We start from the raw sequence: 22,219 nt of genomic DNA on the forward strand, positions 1-22,219 counted from the left end.
TATTAGATTTTGATTGTTGATTATATAAAAGAAAAATGGAAAATGTTAATTGGAAGAATGATATTAAAGATAGAGATAATTTGAATTTCTGTAACTTAAAAAAATTTAGTGATTTTTCATAGAGTATATATTGAATGTTGTGTTATACACTAAAAATTGAAAAAAACTAGGTTAACGCGTAATTAAATGTACCGTTTTTATTCTTTTAATGAAGTATATCCCACTTATTTACTGTGTAATTATCGCAATACATAAAAATAAACATCTTCTAACCACAAATAACCTGATTTGGTTTATCAAATCGGGCTATTTGTGGTTAGATACTACTATTCAATATATATATGTACAAGCTTTTTGAGATGTCTAAGATAATAGCGAGAAAAAATGAAGTGAAGTTGTCCTTTATTGCAGTTTATTTATTGTTCATTTTTCTCACTAATTAATTAACCAATAGGACAACCACCATTAGAACGTACAGTTCCTTTATATATACCCACATACCACATTCTTCCAGTTGAAAAATCTTTTTCATAAGACCAAGACTGTAAAGTTAATTGTCCGCAATAAATTCCATCATTATAAATCATTGTGTTAGTTAACCCGACTAACGTAGTAGATCGTCTTGTGTGATAGATGATTTTACTACCTAAAGGTTCTATAGATATTGAGGTATATTCCGCTATTGCTAAGTTTGTGTTTGCATTGTGTCTTTCAGTAAATAAAAATAGACCAGAAATTACTATTGAAGCTATTAAAATTTGTTTGAAATATTTCATTTTAGATCCTCCTCATCAATTGGTGATAATAAGTCATTGTTCAAAATATTTAATTTTGATGGAACTGGAAATGGAACGGAGTTATGATAAAAGTAACCTTCATAATAACCAGTTGTACCATAATGACTTGGTAGTTCACGATATCTGCTTAACCATCCCCTATATGCACCGCTTTGAAAGAAAGCTACTGCGGGAGCGGGGCTACCTGTTTTAATCCATCCTGACGTCCAATATCTAGTCAATATTGCTTTTTGAGTCTAAGTTATCTGAATTTGAACCTATTGATTGGATGCTAGAAAATGGTTCTGTATGCTCGATTATTTCTTGGGTCTGGACGATTTGGCTAGGTAACAACATACTGAAAAAAGTAACGCCAACAAAACAACTGAAAATAACATTTTTTTTCATACTAAACCTCTTTTTTTTATTTGTTACAATTTTATTATAGTTAGTTTATTATTTCCGATCAAATCATAACTTAGTTATTATTTGATATTTTTTTGTGTGTGATATTCTTATTAAAAAGGAGTTGATATTGTGTTTTATAAGTCGTTAAGTAAGTTATTTTATGTTCTTTTTTTGGGAGGTGTAATTTCTTTGTCGCTATTCTTGACTGGCTGCTCTAAATCGAATGAGGACCGATTAAAAAACGTCGAAATTGTTCAAGTGACGAATGCTGGGACGCTACAAAATAGAGGAAGTTATACTCTTAAAGAGGGAAATTTAGAAATCATGAAAGAAATCCAACTGGCACAAAGCCTTGATCAAGATCCCGCAGATTTAAAACTCTCAAGCAGTGAAGAACAAGAAATCAAAAGTTTGCTGACACCAGATTTTACATCCGCAGAACAAGACCTAAAAACGAATGAACTTTTTCAAACATTTGTTAAAGAGATCGAACATGTAACAGTCGAAGTCAATCAGAAGAAGAAAACGACAACGTTAGTCGGAAAGGATTATCGAAAAGAATTTTCTTGGGTAGGTGAAAGTGGAAATCGTTTATCTGACTCACATAAGATTGAATATAGTTTTGTGTCAGGGAATGAGGAATAGTTGAGTAAAGGAATAGCCTTAAAAAACGATGCTTCTTGCAAAATGATTATTGAAGTAGAGGAATTTCAGAATAATTTGAACAGAAAGAAGGGGGCACCATCTTTTCCCTGTTCTTTTAATTGATTAAAAATATTTTTCTGTACCGAATCAGGATTTTTGATTTGAAATTTTAAAAGTTGTTGAAACCATAGGTATTTCTTTTTAGTGCTGGATATTGGTACTTAACTATTTAAGTAGGCCATCTGAATAGTTATAGTGTAAGGCGTTCTTGGTGTGTGCATAAACTTGCTAACGTATCTTATCGTCTTGGTATAGCTTTCAGGAAGTTATATTGTCCAGATATTCGCGAAACATCCATTACACAGTAATCGACCATTTCTTTCCCGCATGAAGAATGCCTTGTTACAATTACACTATTATGATAAGTTTAATGTAGTGTATTTGTAACGTAAGTGAGGGGATTAAATGCAAGATAAGCTGAAAGAGTTGTTGCGTATTCGCGATGGAAATTTATCTATGAAGGAAGCTAGAAAATTAGGAATTTCAGCAACTACTGTACAAAGATTGGTGAATCAAGGAATTTTGATGAAAGTTGATCGTGGTTATTATGTAGAGACTGGTCATGGAATCGATGATTTATTTTGTTTTCAGCAACGATTTTCCAGAGGAATATTTTCTCATGAAACGACATTAGATATATATCAACTTTCTACAAACATGCCGAACTTCATTCATTTGACTTTTCCACATGGTTATAATGTGAATCGTTCAATTACGAAAGAGCAACAGTTACAATTTCATTTTGTGAAGAAGGAAGTATACGAGTTAGGGAAAGTGGAGGGCACTTCCTTTCAAGGAAATCCTATTATTATATACGATAAGGAACGAACTCTTTGTGATATTTGGAATCCGAGATATGAAATTGAATATGAAATGAAATTAGAAGCTTTAAAAGAGTACATGAGAGATCCTAGGAGAGACCCAAGTAAATTAAGAGATTATATGACAAAACTACATGTAGAAAAAGAAATGAAATATCATATGCAGAGTTTGTATTGATGGAGAGAAAATATGACCCCTACACAATTTACAGCAAAAACAAGAAATCTTGCAAAAAGTATAGGATTAAATGCACAGTTAGTTCAAAGGCATTTTATGATGGATCGCTTAGTTGAACAAATCTCTGAATCGAAGTATAAAAATGACTTTATTTTGAAAGGTGGTTTTCTATTAGGTTCAAAATATGGAATTGATAGAAGAACAACAATTGATATTGATACGACATTTAGAAATAGTAAATTAACTAAAGAAAAATTGAAGAACATCTTTAAAGAATTAACTAGTAAACCTACGAAAGAGGGAATTGTTTTCTCTGTTCAAGAGATTAAAGAGACAAGGGAAATTGATTTTTATCCTGGGTTTCAAATTAAATTGATTGCTCATTTAGAAAAAATACGTGTCCCATTTAAATTGGATGTAACAACAGGAGATTCTATTTATCCTGAAGTAGATATACATCATCATCAATTGATGTTTGAAGATAAAAAAGTGGAGATTCCAGCTTATCCAACAGAACAGATTATTGCAGAAAAGCTGAGTGCTACATTTAACTTTGGGACAGACAATTCGAGATTGAAAGATTACTACGACCTATTTGCCATCAGAAAACTAGAAAATATTGATATGAAAGAGCTATATAAAAGTGTCCGAAATACATTTACAAAACGTGGAGACAACAAACCGTTATCTTTTTATTATGAAAGGGAAATCGAAAAGATAAAAGGGAGCGGTTATTTGGAAAAACTATGGGACAAATATCGCTCAGTTAATTCTTTTGCGAATTCTATTTCATTTGCAGATACAGTTAACGGAGTTGCTTATCTAATGCAAAATGTAATCAAAATTGAAAATCAAGAAAGAAAACAATAGTTTACAAGAATTGAACAAATCAAGATGACAAAAGATATTAATTGTGTGATTTAGCGTAAATCAGCGGAACCAATGAGCTTGGTACAGAGGTGTTTGGCTTTGAGAAACAAAGTAAAATAGACTGAAAATCAAATAAAAAAGCTGAGACTTGGTTCTCAGCTTTTTCATTTCTTCACTTGAAATATTAAAATAAATATTCTTAATTTGTGATTATTATTCATTTTAAAAGCATGAAAACGAATAAAATTAAATAAATATACAAAAAATAGTTTTTTTTTGAAATTTTCATGCTATAATGACAGAACAAAATGAATAAGGGGCGAGACAATGAAAAAGATTTCCGGAATTATTTTATTTTTAGTTACAACATTCGCATTAGGAGCTTGCGGGAATGGGGATGCAGCTGAATCAAACGATCAATTAGCAGCAATCAAGGAAAGTGGCGACGTCTGCTGATTATGCGCCGTTTGAATTTCATACGATCGTCGATGGGAAAGATCAAATCGTCGGATCGGATATTGATTTAGCTAAAGCCATCGCAGATGAGCTTGGTGTGAAATTGGAGCTCTCAGATATGAGTTTCAACACGGTGTTAGCCTCTTTAAAAGAAGGGAAAGTCGATGTAGCGATCTCAGCGATTTCAGCGACCGCAGAACGAAAAGAACAATTTGACTTCACCGACAACTATTACAATCCGCCACAAGTTCTCGTGATCAATAAAAAAGATGAAAACACGTTCACAAGCATTGATCGCTTGGCAGGTAAAAGCTTAGGGGCGCAAAAAGGCTCGATCCAAGAAGCAGTGATCAACGAACAAATCAAAGAAGCTAAAGTAGTCACGATCGATAAAGTGCCAAATATGGTGATCGAGATCAATCAAGGTTCACTGGATGGCATGGTCGTTGAACAAACGATTGCCGAAGCATATATTGCTCAGAACCCCAACTTGATGATTGCAGATATCCCTTTGGAACAATCGGATGATGAAGCTTTTGCTATTGCCTTACCAAAAGGGAGTACAGAATTACAAGAAGAGTTGAATAAAATCATCAAAAAATTAAGTGATGAGGGAAAAATCGATGAATTCATCAAAAAAAATCATGAACTAGCTGAACAAACAGCGACAGAATAGAGGGACGCAGTGTGAATTTTTCGTTTTTAGATAAGTACTTACCGTATTTTTTATCCGGCGCGGTCGTTACGATCGTCATTTCGATCTTGACAGTCATCTTTGGTACAATGATTGGCCTAGCCATGGCATTGATGAAGCGCTCAAAGATCAAGCCTTGGAATTGGTTAGCTAATAGTTATATCGAATTACTAAGAGGCACACCGATGTTATTGCAGATCATGATCGGATTCATCTTATTGCAACGTTTCTTTCCAGCGGTGGATTGGTCCGTGGGGATTTTAACCATCGACTTAGGGCGTTTGATACCAGGAATCATCGTATTATCACTGAACTCTGGGGCGTATGTTGCTGAGATCATTCGTGGAGGGATTGCGGCTGTTGATATGGGACAAACAGAAGCTTCGTATTCACTAGGCTTACGTCCTATACAGGCGATGCGTTATGTCATTTTCCCACAAGCGTTGAGAAATATCCTGCCACCATTAGGAAATGAGTTTGTCACGTTGATCAAAGATTCTTCTTTACTGACAGTGATCGGTATCAATGAATTGATGGGATCTGCTCAGATCGTTATCTCAAACTCCTATATCCCATTGGAACCTTATTTTATTGCCGCAGGGTTATACTTCGTTATGACCTTTGTAACATCGCGATTGTTGAGTAGTTGGGAGAAAAAACTCGGAAAAAGGTATCAACGTTAGGAGAGAATGTCGTATGGAAAAATCAATAGTAACGATCAAACAATTAAATAAATCATTTGGGGAAACAGAAGTATTGAAAGGAATTACTACGACTATTTCCGCCGGGGAGGTCGTAGTGATCATCGGCCCTTCAGGTTCAGGGAAAAGTACGTTTCTCCGTTGTTTGAATCTACTCGAATCTCCTACAGCCGGTACGGTGGAGTTTGAGGGAACGGATATCACACATAAGAAACACGATATTTTTAAAACAAGAGAAAAAATGGGGATGGTTTTTCAACAGTTCAATCTATTTCCCAATATGACAGTATTAGAAAATATCACCTTATCACCAATCAAAGTGAAAAAAATGCCTAAGAAAGCAGCCGAGGTGATCGCTTTGGAATTATTGGCAAAAGTTGGTTTGTCAGATAAAGCCACCGCCTATCCTTACTCTTTATCAGGTGGACAGCAGCAACGGATAGCGATTGCCCGAGCGTTGGCAATGCAACCAGACGTCATGTTGTTCGATGAGCCTACTTCGGCACTTGATCCAGAAATGGTGGGTGAAGTACTCTCGGTTATGTTGCAATTGGCACAAGAAGGGATGACGATGGTCATTGTCACTCATGAAATCGGCTTTGCGAAAGAAGTGGGTGATCGAATCATCTTTATGGATCAAGGACAGATCGTGGAAGAGGGGACACCTAGTGAGGTGCTGGAGCGGACGAGCCAGCCTCGGACTATCGATTTTTTGGCCAAAGTATTGTAGTAAAAAATAAGATATAAGAAATGGCGCTCTTTTCCAACATTACCTATGGATAGTGATTTCAGTTCTTTAGGTTTTTCTAAAATTATATGAATGATGTTCCAAAAGCAACTCTTTCAGTAATAAGCAACCAACTCAAGAATATAGAAGAATCTATTTTATGAGCTGATTGCTTATTTTTTGGAGCTGGTTCCTTCTGTTATTACCTCCATTAAAAGGTTTAATGTATAGAGGTAGTTTTTTTTTAGATTTTACAGTATAATATGGGGTTGAGGAGTACATATCGTGCTCCTTCATTTTTTGCAGATGAGGAGACAACATGTTTTCAAATTATAAACCTACATGGATGGTAGAAGCCGTCTATAAAATTACCCCTGCACAACTGAAAAAACTAGGGATCAAAGCCGTCTTGACGGACCTTGATAATACACTGATTGCTTGGAATAATCCAGATGGAACGGAAGAATTGTTCACTTGGATTTTAGAAATGAGAAATGCGGGCATACCAGTAGTCGTTGTTTCTAACAACAACTCAGAACGCGTAGCTCGTGCAGTTAAAAAATTTGAGCTACTTTATGTTGCAAGAGCTTTGAAGCCTTTGCCAGTGGGAATCAATAAAGCAAAAAAAATGTTGGATCTGGCAGATGAAGAAATCATCATGATTGGTGATCAGATCATGACCGATATTCGTGGCGCGAATAGTGCCGGTATCCGTAGTGTCTTAGTTAAACCAATCATTGAAACTGATAGTTGGAAGACGAAATTCAATCGGTTCTGGGAACGTAAGATCATGAGTTATTTAGTAAAGAAACATCCAGATATGGATTGGCGAGGTGGCATTGAATGAACGAAGAATTGCAATGTATCGGTTGTGGCGTGATGATCCAAACTGAACATCCTGATGAATTAGGCTATACACCAAAAGCAGCACTCGAAAAAGGGTTAGCAACAGGGGATGTTTATTGTCAACGTTGTTTCCGTTTGAGACATTATAATGAGATCCAAGATGTATCACTGACAGATGATGATTTCTTGCGATTACTAAATGAATTAGGTCAAAAAGACGCATTGATCGTCAATGTGGTGGATATTTTCGATTTCAACGGTTCACTGATTCCTGGATTACATCGTTTTGTCGGAAACAATCCAGTTCTTTTGGTTGGGAACAAAGTCGATATTTTACCTAAATCATTAAAAAAATCAAAAATGATCCAATGGATGAATGAGCGTGCCCATGAAGCAGGGCTAAGACCTGTCGAGGTGTTGTTGACAAGCGCAAAAAAAGCACCTGAAATGACAACACTTCTAGAGAAAATCGAAAAATATCGTGAGGGTCGAGATGTGTATATCGTTGGTGTGACGAATGTCGGGAAATCGACATTGATCAATCAGATCATCAAAAATACGGCAGGCGTCCAAGAAGTGATCACGACTTCGCAGTTCCCAGGAACAACGTTAGATAAAATCGAGATCCCATTGGATGATGGCCAATTTTTGATCGATACACCAGGAATTATCCATCGCCATCAAATGGCCCACTATTTAGGCAAAAAAGACTTACGTATCATCGCACCGACGAAGGAAATCAAGCCTAAGGTGTATCAGCTGAATGAAGGTCAAACGCTTTTCCTTGGAGGATTAGCTCGATTCGACTTTATCAGTGGCAAACGAGGTTCATTTATTGCTTATGTATCAAATGATGTCAATTTACATCGGACAAAATTAGAAAAAGCCGATACTTTTTATGAAAAACATGTAGGCGGCTTATTGCAACCACCACGTCCGAATGAAGTCAGTGAATTCCCTGAACTTGTTCGCTTTGAGTTTTCTGTAAAAGAAAAGACAGATATCGTCTTTGCAGGACTAGGCTGGATCACGGTAACGGAACCAGCAGTCATCGCAGGCTGGGCGCCAAAAGGGGTACATGTGTTAAGAAGAAAAGCACTGATTTAAGAAAGAAGGAAAAACATGAGTTTAAGAGGAAAGCAAAAACGATTTTTACGTAGTCAGGCACACCATCTTCAACCGATCTTCCAAATCGGTAAAGGTGGGATCAATGAAGCAATGATCGTCCAAATCGAAGAAGCACTTGAAAAAAGAGAATTGATCAAAGTATCATTGTTGCAAAATACAGATGAGATCGCAGAAGATGTGGCACAAGTATTAGAACAAGCTATCGCATGTGAAGTGGTTCAGATCATCGGACGCGTGCTTGTTTTATACAAAGCATCATCTAAAGAGAAATACCAACGGATATCTAAAGAAGTACATGCAATCTAAGGAGTGACGAAGATGAAATCGCAAGCGAAATCCTTTGTTCGACCTCAAGTATTTCCAAAAGAAATGCCCCATCTTTATGCGAAAAGAAAACAGGTGGGGATCTTGGGCGGAACTTTCAATCCTGTGCATCTAGCCCATCTAGTGATGGCAGAACAAGCAGGACAGAATTTAGGACTAGACCATGTCTGTTTAATGCCTTCCTATCAACCACCTCATGTGGATGAAAAGCCAACTATACCGGCAGAACATCGCTTAAACATGCTGGAACTTGCGATCGAAGACAATCCTTTTCTAACGATTGAAACGATTGAAATCGAACGAGGCGGCAAAAGCTATACGTATGACACGATGAAGGCTTTGACTCAAAATAATCCTGATACGGACTACTATTTTATCATCGGCGGTGATATGGTCGAATATTTACCAAAGTGGTACAAAATCGACGAGTTAATGACAATGGTCCACTTTGTCGGTATCCATCGACGTGGGTATCAAGTGGAAACCCCGTATCCTGTGATCTGGGTCGATGTCCCTGAGATTGATCTAAGTTCGACAAAGATTCGTCAAAAAATTCAACAAGGTTGTTCCGTCCGTTATTTGATCCCAGATAAAGTCTTGGATTATATTCAGAAAGAAGGATTGTATCAACATGAATTATAGTACAGATTATACGGCCTATACTCGAGAAATCTTGATGCAAAAAGTCCAAATGAGAATGAGTGAACAACGCTTCAAACATGTTTTGGGTGTAGAACAAACAGCTGTTGCACTTGCTGAAAGGTATGGTTGCTCGCCAGAAAAAGCGAGTATCGCCGCATTGACACATGATTATGCGAAAGAACGACCAGACGATGAGTTTATCTTATTCATCGAACGTGAGCAACTTGATCCAGAGTTATTAGCTTATGGAAATGCAATTTGGCACGGATTAGTCGGTGCATCATTTGTTGAACGAGAATTAGGCATCACTGATGAGGAGATCTTACAAGCAATCCGTCTCCATACGACAGGAGCTGCTGAGATGTCCTTACTCGATAAAGTCATCTATGTGGCTGACTATATCGAACCAGGACGTTCTTTTCCAGGTGTCAAAGAAGCCCGTGAGATTGCCATGATCGATTTAGATGAAGCAGTTGCATTCGAAACCAAACATACATTAGCACATTTGATTGCGCAAGAGAGCAAAATTTATCCAAAAACAATTGAAACATATAATCATTGGGTGGCAAAATAGCTGACCCATTAGGAGGAAATCATCATCGATAGTAAAGAACAATTAAAAATCGCTGTCCAAGCAGCAGATTCAAAACGTGCAGAAGATATTTTAGCTTTAGACGTCCGTAAAGTGTCGCTATTAGCTGACTACTTTATGATCTGTTCAGCAAACAGTGAACGTCAGATCAATGCCATCGTGGAAGAAATCATTGAAAAAGAAGAAGAAAGCAAATACGAAGTAAAACGCGTAGAAGGAAAAGAAGGCGGCAAATGGATTCTGATCGATCTAGGTGATTTGATCATCCATGTATTCCATGCCCCAGAACGTGGGTTTTATAATTTAGAGAAGTTATGGTCAGATGCGCCACTTGTCGATTTGACTGAATGGTTGGATTAACATGGCCTACGAAACATTTGCCTTTATTTACGATGAAGTCATGGATGACGGGCTTTATGAACAATGGCTCGCATTTTCTAAACGCCATTTGCCTGAAACAACTAAAAACATCCTTGAACTAGCTTGTGGTACAGGAGCATTAGCTGTGGCTTTTGCCAAAGACGGCTACAATGTAACTGGCTTGGATCTATCAGAAGAAATGCTGATGATCGCCAGTCAACGTGCCTATGAAGAAGAAGCATCGGTACAGTTTGTTGAAGGGAATATGTTAGATCTATCAGAGAGTGGGCAATACCAAGCCATCACTTGTTTCTCAGATTCTTTGTGCTATATGCAAAACGATCAAGAAGTACAACAAGTATTCGATGAAGTCTATCAGGCATTGGAAGAAAACGGCCGTTTCTTGTTTGATGTCCATTCCGTTTATCAAATCGATCAAGTATTTCCGGAGTATAGTTATCATTACCAAGGAGACGATTTTGCCTTTCTTTGGGATAGTTATACGGGGAAAGAAAAACATAGCATTGAACATTATTTGACATTCTTTGTCGAATCACAAGAAAAAGACGGTACGTTCACACGTGAAGATGAATTACATCAAGAACGTACGTATCCACTAGAAAACTACTTGCGGATGTTAGAGAATAGCGGATTTGCTAAAGTAGAAGTATTCGCTGATTTTACAGACGAAACACCTAACGAAGAATCCAGACGTTGGTTTTTTGTCGCCCAGAAAGAAGAAGGCGAAATCGACGAACTGTAGCAAACAATAAAAAGGAGAGACGGCTGGATCAAAAAGCTTAGTCTCTTCTTTTTTACTAGGCGAAAGGAGAAAAGCGAATGAAAGTATGTGGCATCATTGTTGAATATAATCCCTTTCACAATGGTCATCTTTATCATGTCCAGCAAGCACGGGAACGAACCGGTGCCGACGTAGTGATTGCGGTGATGAGTGGTAATTTTTTGCAGCGAGGTGAACCGGCGATTTTAGATAAGTGGCAACGTGCAGAAGTAGCCTTGAAAAACGGAGTGGATCTCGTGGTTGAATTACCAATCGAGTGGGCAGTACAATCTGCTGATTATTTTGCTAAAGGAGCAGTTCAACTGTTGCAAAAATTAAACTGTGACTATTTATGTTTTGGAACAGAAGATGAAGCGACCTTCGATTATCAAGCATTTGGTCAATTTGTTTTGCACCATCAGGATCAAATCACTAAAGCATTTCAAGAGTTGCCCGATCAGACAATGAGTTATCCGCAAAAGATGACACAGGTATTCAAGCACGTCTACCCAGAAATCTCACTTGATTTTTCCTCGCCTAATCATATTCTAGGGCTGAGCTATGCAAAAGAAAATGCTACCTATGAACATCCAATGGAACTAGTTCCGATCAACCGTAAAGGGGCTGGTTATCATGATGAAGAGTTACCAAAAGAAACAATAGCCAGTGCCACAGCGATTCGCAAAGCATTAACGGAAAATCGATCGATTTCTGCAACAGTTCCCTCAGAGACAGAGAGATTTTTAAAGACAGAAAGTTTGCAAACTTGGACATCCTATTGGCCCTTGCTAAAATACCGTCTTCTTTCTTCCACCGTTGACTCGTTGCAAAAAATCTACCAGATGACGGAAGGTTTAGAGATCAGGATGTTAGAAGCGGCCAAGACAGCTAATACATTTTACGAGTTTGTCGAACAAGTCAAAACAAAACGCTATACGTGGACGAGGATCCAACGCCTGTCGTGCTACGTGTTATTGAATATCCAAAAAGAAGAGATGAGAGAGCAACAGATGCAAGAATACATCCATGTGTTGGGCTTTACAGCAGCAGGTAGAGCATGTCTCAAAAATAAAAAAGCCTTAGCCCTTTTTGCGAAAATCGGCAAAAAAGAAGCGCAAGTGGCAAAACTACTCGTTCGCAGTGATCAAATCTATCGCTTAGGTGGCGAGGTAGCGGAACAAGTATTTGGGCGAAAACCAGTCTTTATCGAAACGATCGAAGAGAAAAAAAGCTTCACATAAACCTGATTCACAAGTATAATGAAACAGGACGTTTTGTGTGTTCCCGCACGAATCAAAAAGAATCTATCCTATATCAAATCAGAAAGCGAAGTGAAACTATGGGACGTAAATGGGCCAATATCGTAGCTAAAAAAACAGCTAAAGATGCAAACAACAGCCGAGTTTATGCGAAGTTCGGAATTGAAATCTATGCAGCAGCAAAATCAGGTGATCCTGACCCACACGCTAACCAAAAACTACGTTTCGTCATTGAGCGCGCTAAAACTTACAATGTACCAAAACATATCATCGACCGAGCAATTGAAAAAGCAAAAGGTTCAGGGGATGAAACATACTCTGAATTGCGCTATGAAGGATTTGGACCAAATGGCTCAATGGTGATCGTAGACACATTGACCAACAACGTAAACCGCACAGCTGCTGATGTGCGTGCAGCATTCGGTAAAAACGGCGGAAATATGGGTGTCTCTGGGGCAGTATCTTATATGTTCGACAATACCGCGATTTTTGGTTTTGCCGGTGAAGATGCAGATGAGATCTTAGAATACTTGATGGAAAAGGACATCGATGTACGTGATGTCATGGAAGAAGATGGCCAAATCATCGTTTACGGAGAAGTGCCAGATTTCCACAGTATTCAAGAAGCACTAAAAGAAAAAGGCATCACTGACTTTTCAATTGCGGAGATCCAAATGATCCCTCAAAATGAAGTGACATTGACTGGCGAAGACTTGGAACAATTCGAAAAAATGATCGATGTATTAGAAGATCTAGAAGATGTCCAACATGTCTTCCATAATGTTGCTTTAGAAGATTAATCGAATAAAGCGGATAAAAGAGGTCGGAACAGAAGTGTTTAACCTCAAGAAATAAGGCGCCAGCCACGAAAATTGTTTTTCAAATTTTTGTGGCTGGCGCCTTATTTGTGAAGAGATACTTCTGTTCCCGCCGTTTGTTCAGTTTTAAGTGTTACGAGAGGATGAATGTCCAGACACTTTTTTATTTTCCTAAAAAAACAAACAGCTGTTATCCTGCTTAAAAAGCTAATGTCATGTTTTGCTTTCGTACTTTTATTTATACGATTTTTTCGGAGAAGAGAAAATATTGGTGAAGCTAAAAAAGAAGTATAGTCATACGATATGAAAGAAAGAGAACAAATACAGAGTAGTTAAATTAAAAATCCTGTGTTATTTGTTACAGTTTTTTTGTGATTTATTATCATTTCTATTTCAACCTGTGTTATTATTAAAGTATCGTGAGTAAACGAATAGTAATTTGATGTAGGCGGGGAAAGAATAATGGAAGCAAAAATTAATCTAGAGCCTTTCGAACGTATTCTAAGCGGTTACCAAAAAGTAGAAGAGTTGGCAGTCAATATCGCCGATTGCTCAAAGCTTGCACAAAAATATGCACCTTATGGGGTAGAAGGCTATCGTTTAGGAAACTATATAGGCACAGGCTATTTGAATCGTTATCTAGAATGTATGGTTGATCGCGCGCCCATGCTGATCTATAAAAAAAAATATTTGATTCCATTGCTTTTTCGACGTTCTGACTCAGCATTTCAGTTGTTTGAAGAAGATTATCGGATGGAAGCTTTCTTTTTATTATTGGACTGGAGTCTGAAGCATCAACCAGAAAAGATATTGATCGAAACAAGTCAAAAAGTAGATACGAAAAAAGAAAAAGTCATTGATACAGCTTATTTGGCTTTTCGTGTATCAGAAATATTAGATAGTGGGGGTTACCCGATCAGTAATTTCCAAACAGTCGAACAATTTATGGATTGGAATCGTATTTATCGTCTGATCGATAACGGAGGGATTGGTCGCCATAGTAAAGTATTTGACCCAGAATATCCCGAAAATATCGAAGAATTGCGAATGATCGTTTCACTTGTTAGTTTGAAATACCCAAACACAGAATTGATGTTATGATCGATAGATGAATAAAAAGAGGCAGAGACAGAAGTGTTTAGCCTCGAGAAATAAGGCGTCATCCACGAAAATTGTTTTTTCAATTTTTGTGGATGACGCCTTATTTTTTGAAGAGGTTATTTCTGTTCTCGCCGTATATTCAGTTTAAAGTGGTGCGAGAGGACTGATTCCCCTGATGCTTTTTATTTTTAATAACGAATCAATCTAAAGCGAGAGACTCATGATTTTCAGTAGCCAATGCTTGTAGAAAAGAAGCGTCTTTCGCTGATGTAAATATGATCAATTCATGCATGGCACGCGTACACATTGTATATAAGATTTGTTTGTCATGACCAGAATTAAAATGTGCATCATCGACATTCCATAAAAAGACTCGGTCAAATTCTAATCCTTTTGCTAGATAAGCAGGAAGAAGAATAATCGAACGTTTCATAAAATCAGATTCATCAGCAATCAATTGGACTTGATCTTTCAGGGATACAGGCAATTGTTCATAGAGTGCTTCACATTCAGCGATCGTTTTACCAATGATCGCGGTACGCCAATATTTTGCTTGCTCTTTCGTGTCAATGATCGTTTGTTCCAACCAGTTGATTTGGCTTGTAGATGAATCACTTTGGACGATCAACGGTAGGCGACCTTCACGAGCCGTTGTTTCTACAAGATTGTCGTGAGCTAAGAAATGATTGGCAAAATCAGTGATTTGCTTCGTGGAGCGATAGCTCGTCGTCAATTGGAATTGGGTCACTTCTTTCTCTGGGAAAAGCGACTCTAACGAACCAGTGATCGTCTCGTTCCCAAAAACATTTTGGTTCAGATCCCCACAAAATGTTAGATTGGCAGTTGGATAGATTGATTGCAGCAATGCGACCTGCGAAGGAGCAAAATCTTGCATTTCATCAATGAAAATATACCTTGCCTTTTGTGTGACTGATACAGGATGGATTCGACGCATCAATAGGAAGTACAAGACGGCGTCTTCCTGTGGCAATTCTCTTTTCCGTAAGTTCATTTTGACTTCTTGAAGATGTTCGTTCCAAGAAGTTTCGCTGATTCCATGTGCGGTTAACATCGTTTTAGGAATCGTTTGTAAAAAGTGAAGAAACTGTTTCGGTAAGTTGACGAATTGATAATGTAAAATTCCTCGGTGAACTTTACGGAATCTTTTTTTCACGATTTGATTCGTAAGTTTTTTACGCAATGATTTTTCTTTTTGTTCGGTGTATTCTAAATTTGGATCGGTTGCATATAGTTCTTGAAGTTGTTCTTCAGCAAGCTCTTTGACCCACTTCTGACGGGTTTCATCCTTTTGCAGACCGCCTAATTTTTTCAATAACTTTGTCTGTAATAAAGATAGACGTTGATGCAATGGAAGTAGTTCATTGGTTTCTTGGTACCATTTTCGGATCGCTTCTTTGGATAGGATCGTTCGACCATTGATTTTCATCTCACGGAACAATGGCCCAAAATCAGTGATCGTCTGGATGTAAGTCTCCAGGTGATCAACGAAAGTCAATCCGGATTTCAACGTTTTTATCGGGTCATCAGCACCAGAAAGGAAACCGACTTCTTGTTGTTCTTCTTCAGTCAACTCAAATTCAGGAACCAATTGCTGTAAATAATTTTTGAAGGTTTGTGTCGGAACACCACTTTCACCAAGAGATGGTAAAACAGTGGAGATGTAATCAGAAAACAGATGGTTTGGTGAGAACAATAAGACGTTCTCAGCATCTAGCCATTTCCGATTGTGATAAAGGATGAATGCGATACGTTGAAGTAATGCTGAAGTCTTACCGCTTCCAGCAATTCCTTCGATCAGCATCACTTTACTGTTGGTGTCACGGATAATGGCATTTTGTGCTTTTTGGATCGTCGACACGATGTTTTTCATGTGAGCACTTGATGCGTCATCCAAGATTTCTAATAGAAAATCATCATTGATGACTTCAGATGTATCGACCATGGAGACGATTTTTCCTTCAACGATTTTGAACTGTCGTTTCAAGAGAAGTTCGACGTCGATTTTTTCGACATCTGTTTCATAAAAAGCAGGGCCGATTTCTCCTTCGTAATACAGGTTAGCGATCGGTGCACGCCAGTCGATCACGATGGTTTCTTCTTCTGTATCTCTCAATGAGGCGATGCCAAGATAGAGAGTTTCTTTTTCCGTCTCTTCTTTGAAATCGATACGAGCAAAGTAAGGACTTTCTTTCATTACTTCTAATGTTTGCAGACGTTTTTGCTGAGATTCTAATGTATGGTATTTTAAAAGCAATTCTTGTTCATGTTGGCGGTATTCGACCACTGACTCATAAAAAGACTCGTTGGAGCCGCTACGTATTTTGTGATTAGCTGTTTCTTTTGTGGAGTCATTCATTTTTTCAGTCAAGTCGCTTAATTTGCGATTCAATAGGCGTTGTTCAAGTTGGATCATTTGTGTGGTTTCTTCCACATGCTGTTGTTCTAATTGTCTTTCATTCATTGCATCGTTTACTCCTTCCGCCGTAAATAACGAATTAAAAGTATAGCACAGTTTGACTAAAAAAGGTACACAAGTGAGTTAACTAAAAATAAACGCAAAACTACATGAGAGTGATAGTTGTTTTCATTTAGGGGTTTTTAGTTTAAATGGCTTTAGAGAACAGGTATTCTAAATGTGGAGAAAGGAGCTGAACGAAATGACACATTTTAAAAAATTTGCAATGACACTACTGATTGGAGCGGTGGCCCTCATCAGTGAGTTTATGTTCGACCGTCCTCGCCTTGCGTTTATGATCATTGCTATCACCGGTGGCACACTCGCCTTCTTGATGTTTGTCGAAATGATCAAAACACTGCGTTCAGGGAAATATGGGGTCGATATTTTAGCGATTACAGCTATTGTTGCGACATTGCTCGTCAATGAATATTGGGCGAGTTTGATGATTTTGATCATGTTGACAGGTGGCGAAAGTTTGGAAGACTATGCGCAAAAAAAAGCAGGTCAGGAATTGCAATCCCTATTAGATAATACGCCAAGAACTGCCCATAAATTGCAAGGAGATCAACAACTTGATGTTGCGGTAGACACACTTGAGATCGGCGATCATCTGGTGATCAAACCAGGGGAAATCGTTCCAGCTGATGGACGAGTGATCATGGGGGAATCTACTTTTGACGAAGCGTCATTGACTGGAGAAGCAAAACCGATGAGCAAGAAAGTCGGTGATGAATTGATGTCCGGTTCGGTCAATGGGGACTCATCTGTCAAAATGGTGGTTGAGAAACGGGCAGAAGATAGCCAGTATCAATTAATTATCAAACTAGTAGAGGAATCGAAAGAAAAACCCGCACGTTTTGTCCGTCTAGCAGATCGTTATGCTGTTCCCTTTACTTTGATCGCTTACTTGATCGGCGGAATCGCTTGGTGGGCTAGTGGTGATCCTGTACGCTTTGTGCAAGTCTTAGTTGTAGCATCGCCATGTCCATTGATTTTGGCTGCACCTGTTGCTCTAGTAGCGGGAATGAGTCGTTCAAGTAAAAGTGGGATCGTTGTCAAAACTGGTACCGCTGTGGAAAAATTAGCAGAGACTAAAACGATTGCCTTTGATAAGACAGGAACAATCACCAAAGGGATGCTTGAAGTAACTGGTGTCGCTCCCGTTCAAGGGTTTTCAGAAGCGGAATTATTACGTGTGGCGGCGAGTGCGGAACAAGGCTCAGCCCATATCTTGGCCCGTTCCTTAGTTCAAGCAGTTCCCCAATTGTTGCCAGTCACTGATTTGAAAGAAATCTCAGGGCAAGGGATTACCGCTACGGTTGATGGCAGGCAGGTTAAAGTAGGGAATGCACGCTTTATTGATGTTCCAGAAGCTAAAACAGATACAACTGCGATCTATGTGGCGATTGATGAAAAATACGCCGGCACGATCTACTTCTCAGACACAATCCGTCCAGAAGCAAGTAAAACAATCGCTCGCTTGAAAGCTCAAGGCATCACCGACTTACTGATGGTGACTGGGGACGGTCGTACGGTTGCAGAAGCAATTGCCGAGGAAGTTGGCTTGACCGAAGTTCATGCTCGTTGTTTACCACAAGATAAATTAACGATTTTAACTAGTATCCCCAAAGAAAAGCGGCCTGTCACGATGGTAGGAGATGGTGTCAATGATGCTCCTGCCTTGACTGTCGCAGATGTAGGCATCGCCATGGGCGCACATGGCTCAACTGCTGCAAGTGAAAGCGCAGATGTCGTCATTTTGAAAGATGATTTAGAACGAGTAGCAGAAGCAGTGATGATTTCTAGAGAAACGATGAAAGTAGCGAAACAATCTGTTTTGATTGGGATTTTTGTCTGTGTCTTTTTGATGCTCGTTGCCAGTACAGGAGTCATTCCAGCATTGTTTGGCGCGATGCTTCAAGAAGTGGTTGATACAGTTTCCATTTTAAGTGCGTTACGTGCAAAAAAATCAGCGAAACAACAACCACATGCCATGATCACACAAAATTAAAGGCAAAATGATAAAAGAGACTTTTCAGCAAAATCTTTTTGCGGTATGATGCAAAGAGAGAAGCAATAGTTGATCAATACAAAAGTGAACGATGAAAGGAAGTTGAAAACATGCCATTCGTACATGTTGAATTAGTCGAAGGACGTAGCCCAGAACAATTAGAAAACATGATGAAAGATATCACCGAGGCGGTCCATAAAAATACGCAAGCACCAAAAGAACACATTCATGTAATTATCAACGAAATGAAAAAAGGCACGTATGGTGTCAATGGTGAATGGAAAAAATAAGTGAATTCGAGACTTGATTTTTTGAAATAATAGTGGTTAAATAAACACATAGATGATTGATGAGAAAGACAACTGAATTTGAGAGTCTTCGATAAGAGAGGAAAAGCTAGGCTGAAACTTTTCCAGGAGAAAACCAAAGGATGACCACTTTCGAAACCTTTGTTGAAACAGAGGCGGTCGTACCGTTATCACGCTTGAGGAATACGCATGTCGTATTCAAAATTAGGTGGAACCACGAATTTTTCGTCCTAGTATCTGTACAGATACTAGGACTTTTTTTATTGGTGGCGAAGCTAAAAACGGAAATTTAAAGGAGGAACCCCTATGATAAAAATGACATTTCCTGATGGTGCAGTCAAAGAGTTTGCGCCAGGAATCACCACTGCAGAAATTGCAGAAAGTATTTCTAAAAGTTTAGCCAAAAAAGCCTTAGCTGGAAAAGTGAATGGCGAACTGATCGACTTGAACCGCGGGATCGAAGAGGATGGCTCAATCGAGATTGTGACACCTGATCATGAAGACGCACTTGCTTTGATTCGTCATTCAAGTGCTCATTTGATGGCACAAGCCATGCGCCGTTTATATCCAAATATCCACTTTGGTGTAGGACCAGCAATCGATTCAGGATTTTACTACGATACTGATAACGGTGAGAGCCAAGTCAGTGCCGAAGACCTACCAGCGATCGAAGCGGAAATGATGGCGATCGTCAAAGAAAATTTGCCGATCGAACGTCGTGTGTTATCAAAACAAGAAGCATTAGAAATCTTTGCAAGTGACCCTTACAAAGTGGAACTGATCAGCGAATTACCAGAAGACGAAGTCATCACTGCCTACCAACAAGGAGAATTCATCGATTTATGCCGTGGGCCACATGTCCCATCAACTGGTCGTATCCAAGTCTTCAAATTATTATCTGTGGCAGGAGCTTACTGGCGTGGAAATTCAAATAACCAAATGATGCAACGTGTTTATGGAACAGCATTTTTTGATAAAAAAGCGTTAAAAGCGTTTATCCAAATGCGTGAAGAAGCAAAAGAAAGAGACCATCGCAAACTAGGAAAAGAGCTAGAATTATTCATGGTAGCTCCTGAAGTTGGCTCTGGTTTACCTTTCTGGTTACCAAAAGGTGCAACAATCCGTCGTACGATCGAACGATACATCGTAGACAAAGAAATCAGCTTAGGCTATCAACATGTGTATACACCGATCATGGGGGACGTAGAGTTATACAAAACTTCAGGTCACTGGGATCATTACCAAGAAGATATGTTCCCACCAATGGATATGGGAGATGGCGAGATGCTCGTGCTACGCCCAATGAACTGCCCACATCATATGATGGTCTACAAAAATACAATCCATTCTTACCGTGAGTTACCGATCCGTATCGCAGAACTTGGTATGATGCACCGTTATGAAAAATCAGGTGCGTTGTCTGGATTACAACGTGTACGTGAAATGACATTGAATGACGGACACACATTCGTTCGTCCTGATCAGATCAAAGATGAATTCAAACGTACGTTGGAGTTGATGGTCGCAGTTTACGCTGATTTCAATATTACAGACTATCGCTTCCGTTTAAGTTACCGTGATCCAAACAACACAGACAAATATTTTGACGATGATGCCATGTGGGAAAAAGCACAGATCATGTTAAAAGCTGCGATGGATGAAATGGAACTTGACTATTTCGAAGCGGAAGGAGAAGCAGCCTTCTATGGACCAAAATTAGATGTCCAAGTTAAAACAGCATTGGGAACAGAAGAAACATTATCAACGATCCAATTAGACTTCTTATTACCAGAACGCTTTGATTTAACTTATGTAGGAGAAGATGGCGAAAATAATCATCGCCCAGTCGTTATCCACCGAGGCATCGTTTCAACAATGGAACGCTTTGTGGCATACTTGACAGAAGTATACAAAGGCGCATTCCCAACTTGGTTGGCACCGATCCAAGCAACGATCATCCCAGTTTCAGTTGATGCTCATTCAGATTACGCTTATGAAATCAAAGAACGTCTACAAATGAAAGGCTTGCGTGTAGAAGTCGACGATCGCAATGAAAAAATGGGTTATAAGATCCGTGCCTCACAAACGCAAAAAATCCCATACCAAATCGTAGTTGGGGATAAAGAAGTGGCAGATGCAACAGTCAATATCCGCCGATATGGTAGTAAAGAAACTGCTGTAGAGGACTTGAATATCTTTGTCGATGCAATGGCAGAAGAGGTTCATAATTACAGCCGTTAAGACGAGTTAGCAAGAGAACCAACGCCTAATTTAATAAAAACAGGAAGGACAACAAAGAATTGTTCCTTCCTGTTTTTTTATGGGGCACTCATTACACACGTCAAAACGCTAGATCGTGCTAAAATAATTGTATTAGATAAATAAGGGGGAACGTAGAGAATGTATCAACCGATCCAACCTCATCATCTGTTTCATCAAGCATATGAAGAAAAAATACATTATAAAGAAACGGTTCTCCCAGTCTTAGCAGATGTCTTGGTGTGTATGTGGGAGTCTATTTCATTTGACTTTAGCGGTACGGTCACCGACGTGATCATCGCCGACGGTTGCATTGATTTGATTGTCAATGTTTTGGAGCAATCTGTTTTCTATACTGGTTCAAGTAAAACGGACTTCAACTTTCTCTCAAGGTTTCCCGAACACTATATTGGTTTTCGCTTAAAGCCAGGTGCTTTTTCTGCTTTAACTGGTCGAGAGGCAACAGCAGCGATGGATCAAGTGTTGTTCATTGAAGAAGTAGATGTTGGGTTTGATACAACCCATCTTTTTGCGCTCACGATTGAAGAAATGAAAGAATCGCTGATCAGCTATTTATCCGGATTAGCCAAATGTATCTCTTCGACGGAATACATTCAGTTATTTGAAAAACTATATATAAAAAAATTAGCTTCCCCACAAGCATTATACGAATATATGAGACTTAGTCCAAGGCATGTCCAACGGCTATTCAAAAAGCATTACGGTCTCACCCCACAATTGGCTCTATCGACCATAAAATTTCATCATAGTTTGACCATTTTATTAAAACAACCTGCCGATCGAAGGGAGCTTGTTGGAAATTATTATGACCAGTCCCATTTTATCAATGAGTTCAAAAAAAATATTGGCCTCACACCCATTGAGTTTGTTAAGTTGAGTGAGCAGCGAAAAATGTCGCTTCTATCCAATACGTTACTAACCTAAGTTGCTACAATAAAACTAACTTAAAAAAGG

Annotated in this window: 22 protein-coding genes and 2 pseudogenes; 20 read left to right on the top strand and 4 right to left on the bottom strand. The window is 38.7% G+C overall.

What is annotated here, in order from left to right; genetic code table 11:
• Window positions 1–443: 443 nt before the first annotated feature.
• The 3 genes and pseudogenes from IGK01_RS04550 to IGK01_RS04560 all read right to left on the bottom strand — a co-directional run bounded on the left by IGK01_RS04550 (window position 444) and on the right by IGK01_RS04560 (window position 1,184).
• A complete protein-coding gene (locus IGK01_RS04550; RefSeq protein WP_409173782.1) occupies window positions 444–776 on the bottom strand; it encodes a hypothetical protein in 333 nt (110 codons plus the stop codon).
• Window positions 773–1,027, bottom strand: a pseudogene (locus tag IGK01_RS04555) (hypothetical protein); the annotation flags it as partial. The pseudogene IGK01_RS04555 and the gene IGK01_RS04550, both read right to left, overlap by 4 nt.
• The gene (locus IGK01_RS04560; protein WP_438722562.1) at window positions 1,011–1,184 is read right to left on the bottom strand and encodes a hypothetical protein; all 174 of its coding nucleotides are present in this window, start codon (window positions 1,182–1,184) and stop codon (window positions 1,011–1,013) included. The pseudogene IGK01_RS04555 and the gene IGK01_RS04560, both read right to left, overlap by 17 nt.
• A 129-nt stretch (window positions 1,185–1,313) precedes the next feature.
• Between IGK01_RS04560 and IGK01_RS04565 the strand changes: the two genes are divergently transcribed.
• From IGK01_RS04565 to IGK01_RS04640, 16 genes and pseudogenes are all read left to right on the top strand, one after another.
• Window positions 1,314–1,829, top strand: a complete 516-nt coding sequence (locus IGK01_RS04565) for a hypothetical protein (RefSeq protein WP_041684180.1) — start codon at window positions 1,314–1,316, stop codon at window positions 1,827–1,829.
• A 465-nt stretch (window positions 1,830–2,294) separates the two neighbouring features.
• Window positions 2,295–2,888, top strand: a complete 594-nt coding sequence (locus IGK01_RS04570) for a type IV toxin-antitoxin system AbiEi family antitoxin domain-containing protein (RefSeq protein ID WP_137072119.1) — start codon at window positions 2,295–2,297, stop codon at window positions 2,886–2,888.
• A gap of 12 nt (window positions 2,889–2,900) precedes the next feature.
• Window positions 2,901–3,758 (top strand): nucleotidyl transferase AbiEii/AbiGii toxin family protein, encoded by an 858-nt coding sequence (locus tag IGK01_RS04575; RefSeq protein ID WP_153830347.1) that lies wholly within the window; start codon window positions 2,901–2,903, stop codon window positions 3,756–3,758.
• A gap of 327 nt (window positions 3,759–4,085) precedes the next feature.
• Window positions 4,086–4,890: pseudogene (locus tag IGK01_RS04580) on the top strand (transporter substrate-binding domain-containing protein).
• An 11-nt stretch (window positions 4,891–4,901) separates the two neighbouring features.
• The gene (locus tag IGK01_RS04585; protein ID WP_438840520.1) at window positions 4,902–5,591 is read left to right on the top strand and encodes an amino acid ABC transporter permease; all 690 of its coding nucleotides are present in this window, start codon (window positions 4,902–4,904) and stop codon (window positions 5,589–5,591) included.
• Window positions 5,592–5,604: 13 nt separating this feature from the next.
• Window positions 5,605–6,339, top strand: coding sequence for an amino acid ABC transporter ATP-binding protein (locus tag IGK01_RS04590; protein ID WP_375152169.1), 735 nt, complete (start codon window positions 5,605–5,607; stop codon window positions 6,337–6,339).
• 316 nt (window positions 6,340–6,655) lie between these two features.
• A complete protein-coding gene (locus IGK01_RS04595; RefSeq protein WP_010735865.1) occupies window positions 6,656–7,183 on the top strand; it encodes a YqeG family HAD IIIA-type phosphatase in 528 nt (175 codons plus the stop codon).
• Window positions 7,180–8,289 carry a ribosome biogenesis GTPase YqeH gene (gene yqeH / locus IGK01_RS04600; RefSeq protein WP_010735864.1) on the top strand — a complete coding sequence of 370 codons (1,110 nt, stop codon included), beginning with the start codon at window positions 7,180–7,182 and terminating at the stop codon, window positions 8,287–8,289. Before IGK01_RS04595 ends, yqeH begins: the two co-directional genes overlap by 4 nt.
• 15 nt (window positions 8,290–8,304) lie before the next feature.
• Complete coding sequence (gene yhbY, locus IGK01_RS04605) at window positions 8,305–8,616, top strand: ribosome assembly RNA-binding protein YhbY (protein WP_019724120.1); 312 nt, start codon at window positions 8,305–8,307, stop codon at window positions 8,614–8,616.
• A 12-nt stretch (window positions 8,617–8,628) separates the two neighbouring features.
• Window positions 8,629–9,276 carry a nicotinate-nucleotide adenylyltransferase gene (locus IGK01_RS04610; protein WP_153830349.1) on the top strand — a complete coding sequence of 216 codons (648 nt, stop codon included), beginning with the start codon at window positions 8,629–8,631 and terminating at the stop codon, window positions 9,274–9,276.
• A complete protein-coding gene (gene yqeK / locus IGK01_RS04615; protein ID WP_023519420.1) occupies window positions 9,266–9,850 on the top strand; it encodes a bis(5'-nucleosyl)-tetraphosphatase (symmetrical) YqeK in 585 nt (194 codons plus the stop codon). Before IGK01_RS04610 ends, yqeK begins: the two co-directional genes overlap by 11 nt.
• A gap of 24 nt (window positions 9,851–9,874) precedes the next feature.
• Complete coding sequence (gene rsfS / locus IGK01_RS04620; protein ID WP_034688417.1) at window positions 9,875–10,228, top strand: ribosome silencing factor; 354 nt, start codon at window positions 9,875–9,877, stop codon at window positions 10,226–10,228.
• Between the two features lies 1 nt (window position 10,229).
• Window positions 10,230–10,991 (top strand): class I SAM-dependent DNA methyltransferase, encoded by a 762-nt coding sequence (locus tag IGK01_RS04625; protein WP_010735859.1) that lies wholly within the window; start codon window positions 10,230–10,232, stop codon window positions 10,989–10,991.
• A 77-nt stretch (window positions 10,992–11,068) separates the two neighbouring features.
• On the top strand, window positions 11,069–12,250 hold the full coding sequence (locus IGK01_RS04630) for a nucleotidyltransferase (protein WP_137072130.1): 1,182 nt from the start codon (window positions 11,069–11,071) through the stop codon (window positions 12,248–12,250).
• 98 nt (window positions 12,251–12,348) lie between these two features.
• Window positions 12,349–13,068, top strand: coding sequence for a YebC/PmpR family DNA-binding transcriptional regulator (locus IGK01_RS04635; RefSeq protein WP_029594248.1), 720 nt, complete (start codon window positions 12,349–12,351; stop codon window positions 13,066–13,068).
• A 480-nt stretch (window positions 13,069–13,548) separates the two neighbouring features.
• Window positions 13,549–14,187: a hypothetical protein gene (locus tag IGK01_RS04640; protein ID WP_438840521.1), complete on the top strand. Its 639-nt coding sequence runs from the start codon at window positions 13,549–13,551 to the stop codon at window positions 14,185–14,187.
• A 199-nt stretch (window positions 14,188–14,386) separates the two neighbouring features.
• Here IGK01_RS04640 and helD read toward each other — a convergent pair whose 3' ends face one another.
• A complete protein-coding gene (gene helD, locus IGK01_RS04645; RefSeq protein ID WP_438840522.1) occupies window positions 14,387–16,669 on the bottom strand; it encodes an RNA polymerase recycling motor HelD in 2,283 nt (760 codons plus the stop codon).
• Between the two features lie 196 nt (window positions 16,670–16,865).
• On the opposite strand from helD, the gene IGK01_RS04650 reads away from it, so the two are divergent.
• The 4 genes from IGK01_RS04650 (at window position 16,866) to IGK01_RS04665 (ending at window position 22,189) form a co-directional block, all read left to right on the top strand.
• Window positions 16,866–18,677, top strand: coding sequence for a heavy metal translocating P-type ATPase (locus IGK01_RS04650; RefSeq protein ID WP_077151433.1), 1,812 nt, complete (start codon window positions 16,866–16,868; stop codon window positions 18,675–18,677).
• A gap of 110 nt (window positions 18,678–18,787) precedes the next feature.
• Window positions 18,788–18,967, top strand: coding sequence for a 2-hydroxymuconate tautomerase (locus IGK01_RS04655; protein ID WP_002287649.1), 180 nt, complete (start codon window positions 18,788–18,790; stop codon window positions 18,965–18,967).
• A gap of 324 nt (window positions 18,968–19,291) precedes the next feature.
• Entirely contained in the window at window positions 19,292–21,226 is a 1,935-nt protein-coding gene (thrS, locus tag IGK01_RS04660; RefSeq protein ID WP_019723795.1) for a threonine--tRNA ligase, read from the top strand.
• Between the two features lie 159 nt (window positions 21,227–21,385).
• Window positions 21,386–22,189: an AraC family transcriptional regulator gene (locus IGK01_RS04665; RefSeq protein WP_010735851.1), complete on the top strand. Its 804-nt coding sequence runs from the start codon at window positions 21,386–21,388 to the stop codon at window positions 22,187–22,189.
• The last annotated feature ends 30 nt before the right edge of the window (window positions 22,190–22,219 follow it).

The sequence above is a fragment of the Enterococcus sp. AZ080 genome (assembly GCF_051714945.1).
In the GTDB taxonomy this organism is placed as follows: domain Bacteria; phylum Bacillota; class Bacilli; order Lactobacillales; family Enterococcaceae; genus Enterococcus_B; species Enterococcus_B pernyi.

Excerpts from the sequence above, each read along its gene's own strand:
- IGK01_RS04595 (WP_010735865.1), top strand. The coding sequence starts at position 6,656 with ATGTTTTCAAATTATAAACCTACATGGATGGTAGAAGCCGTCTATAAA.
- yqeK (WP_023519420.1), top strand. The coding sequence starts at position 9,266 with ATGAATTATAGTACAGATTATACGGCCTATACTCGAGAAATCTTGATG.
- IGK01_RS04550 (WP_409173782.1), bottom strand. The coding sequence starts at position 776 with ATGAAATATTTCAAACAAATTTTAATAGCTTCAATAGTAATTTCTGGT.
- helD (WP_438840522.1), bottom strand. The coding sequence starts at position 16,669 with ATGAATGAAAGACAATTAGAACAACAGCATGTGGAAGAAACCACACAA.
- thrS (WP_019723795.1), top strand. The coding sequence starts at position 19,292 with ATGATAAAAATGACATTTCCTGATGGTGCAGTCAAAGAGTTTGCGCCA.
- IGK01_RS04560 (WP_438722562.1), bottom strand. The coding sequence starts at position 1,184 with ATGAAAAAAAATGTTATTTTCAGTTGTTTTGTTGGCGTTACTTTTTTC.
- IGK01_RS04635 (WP_029594248.1), top strand. The coding sequence starts at position 12,349 with ATGGGACGTAAATGGGCCAATATCGTAGCTAAAAAAACAGCTAAAGAT.
- IGK01_RS04590 (WP_375152169.1), top strand. The coding sequence starts at position 5,605 with ATGGAAAAATCAATAGTAACGATCAAACAATTAAATAAATCATTTGGG.
- yqeH (WP_010735864.1), top strand. The coding sequence starts at position 7,180 with ATGAACGAAGAATTGCAATGTATCGGTTGTGGCGTGATGATCCAAACT.
- IGK01_RS04610 (WP_153830349.1), top strand. The coding sequence starts at position 8,629 with ATGAAATCGCAAGCGAAATCCTTTGTTCGACCTCAAGTATTTCCAAAA.
- IGK01_RS04630 (WP_137072130.1), top strand. The coding sequence starts at position 11,069 with ATGAAAGTATGTGGCATCATTGTTGAATATAATCCCTTTCACAATGGT.
- yhbY (WP_019724120.1), top strand. The coding sequence starts at position 8,305 with ATGAGTTTAAGAGGAAAGCAAAAACGATTTTTACGTAGTCAGGCACAC.
- IGK01_RS04640 (WP_438840521.1), top strand. The coding sequence starts at position 13,549 with ATGGAAGCAAAAATTAATCTAGAGCCTTTCGAACGTATTCTAAGCGGT.
- IGK01_RS04575 (WP_153830347.1), top strand. The coding sequence starts at position 2,901 with ATGACCCCTACACAATTTACAGCAAAAACAAGAAATCTTGCAAAAAGT.
- IGK01_RS04655 (WP_002287649.1), top strand. The coding sequence starts at position 18,788 with ATGCCATTCGTACATGTTGAATTAGTCGAAGGACGTAGCCCAGAACAA.
- IGK01_RS04650 (WP_077151433.1), top strand. The coding sequence starts at position 16,866 with ATGACACATTTTAAAAAATTTGCAATGACACTACTGATTGGAGCGGTG.
- IGK01_RS04625 (WP_010735859.1), top strand. The coding sequence starts at position 10,230 with ATGGCCTACGAAACATTTGCCTTTATTTACGATGAAGTCATGGATGAC.
- IGK01_RS04665 (WP_010735851.1), top strand. The coding sequence starts at position 21,386 with ATGTATCAACCGATCCAACCTCATCATCTGTTTCATCAAGCATATGAA.
- IGK01_RS04570 (WP_137072119.1), top strand. The coding sequence starts at position 2,295 with ATGCAAGATAAGCTGAAAGAGTTGTTGCGTATTCGCGATGGAAATTTA.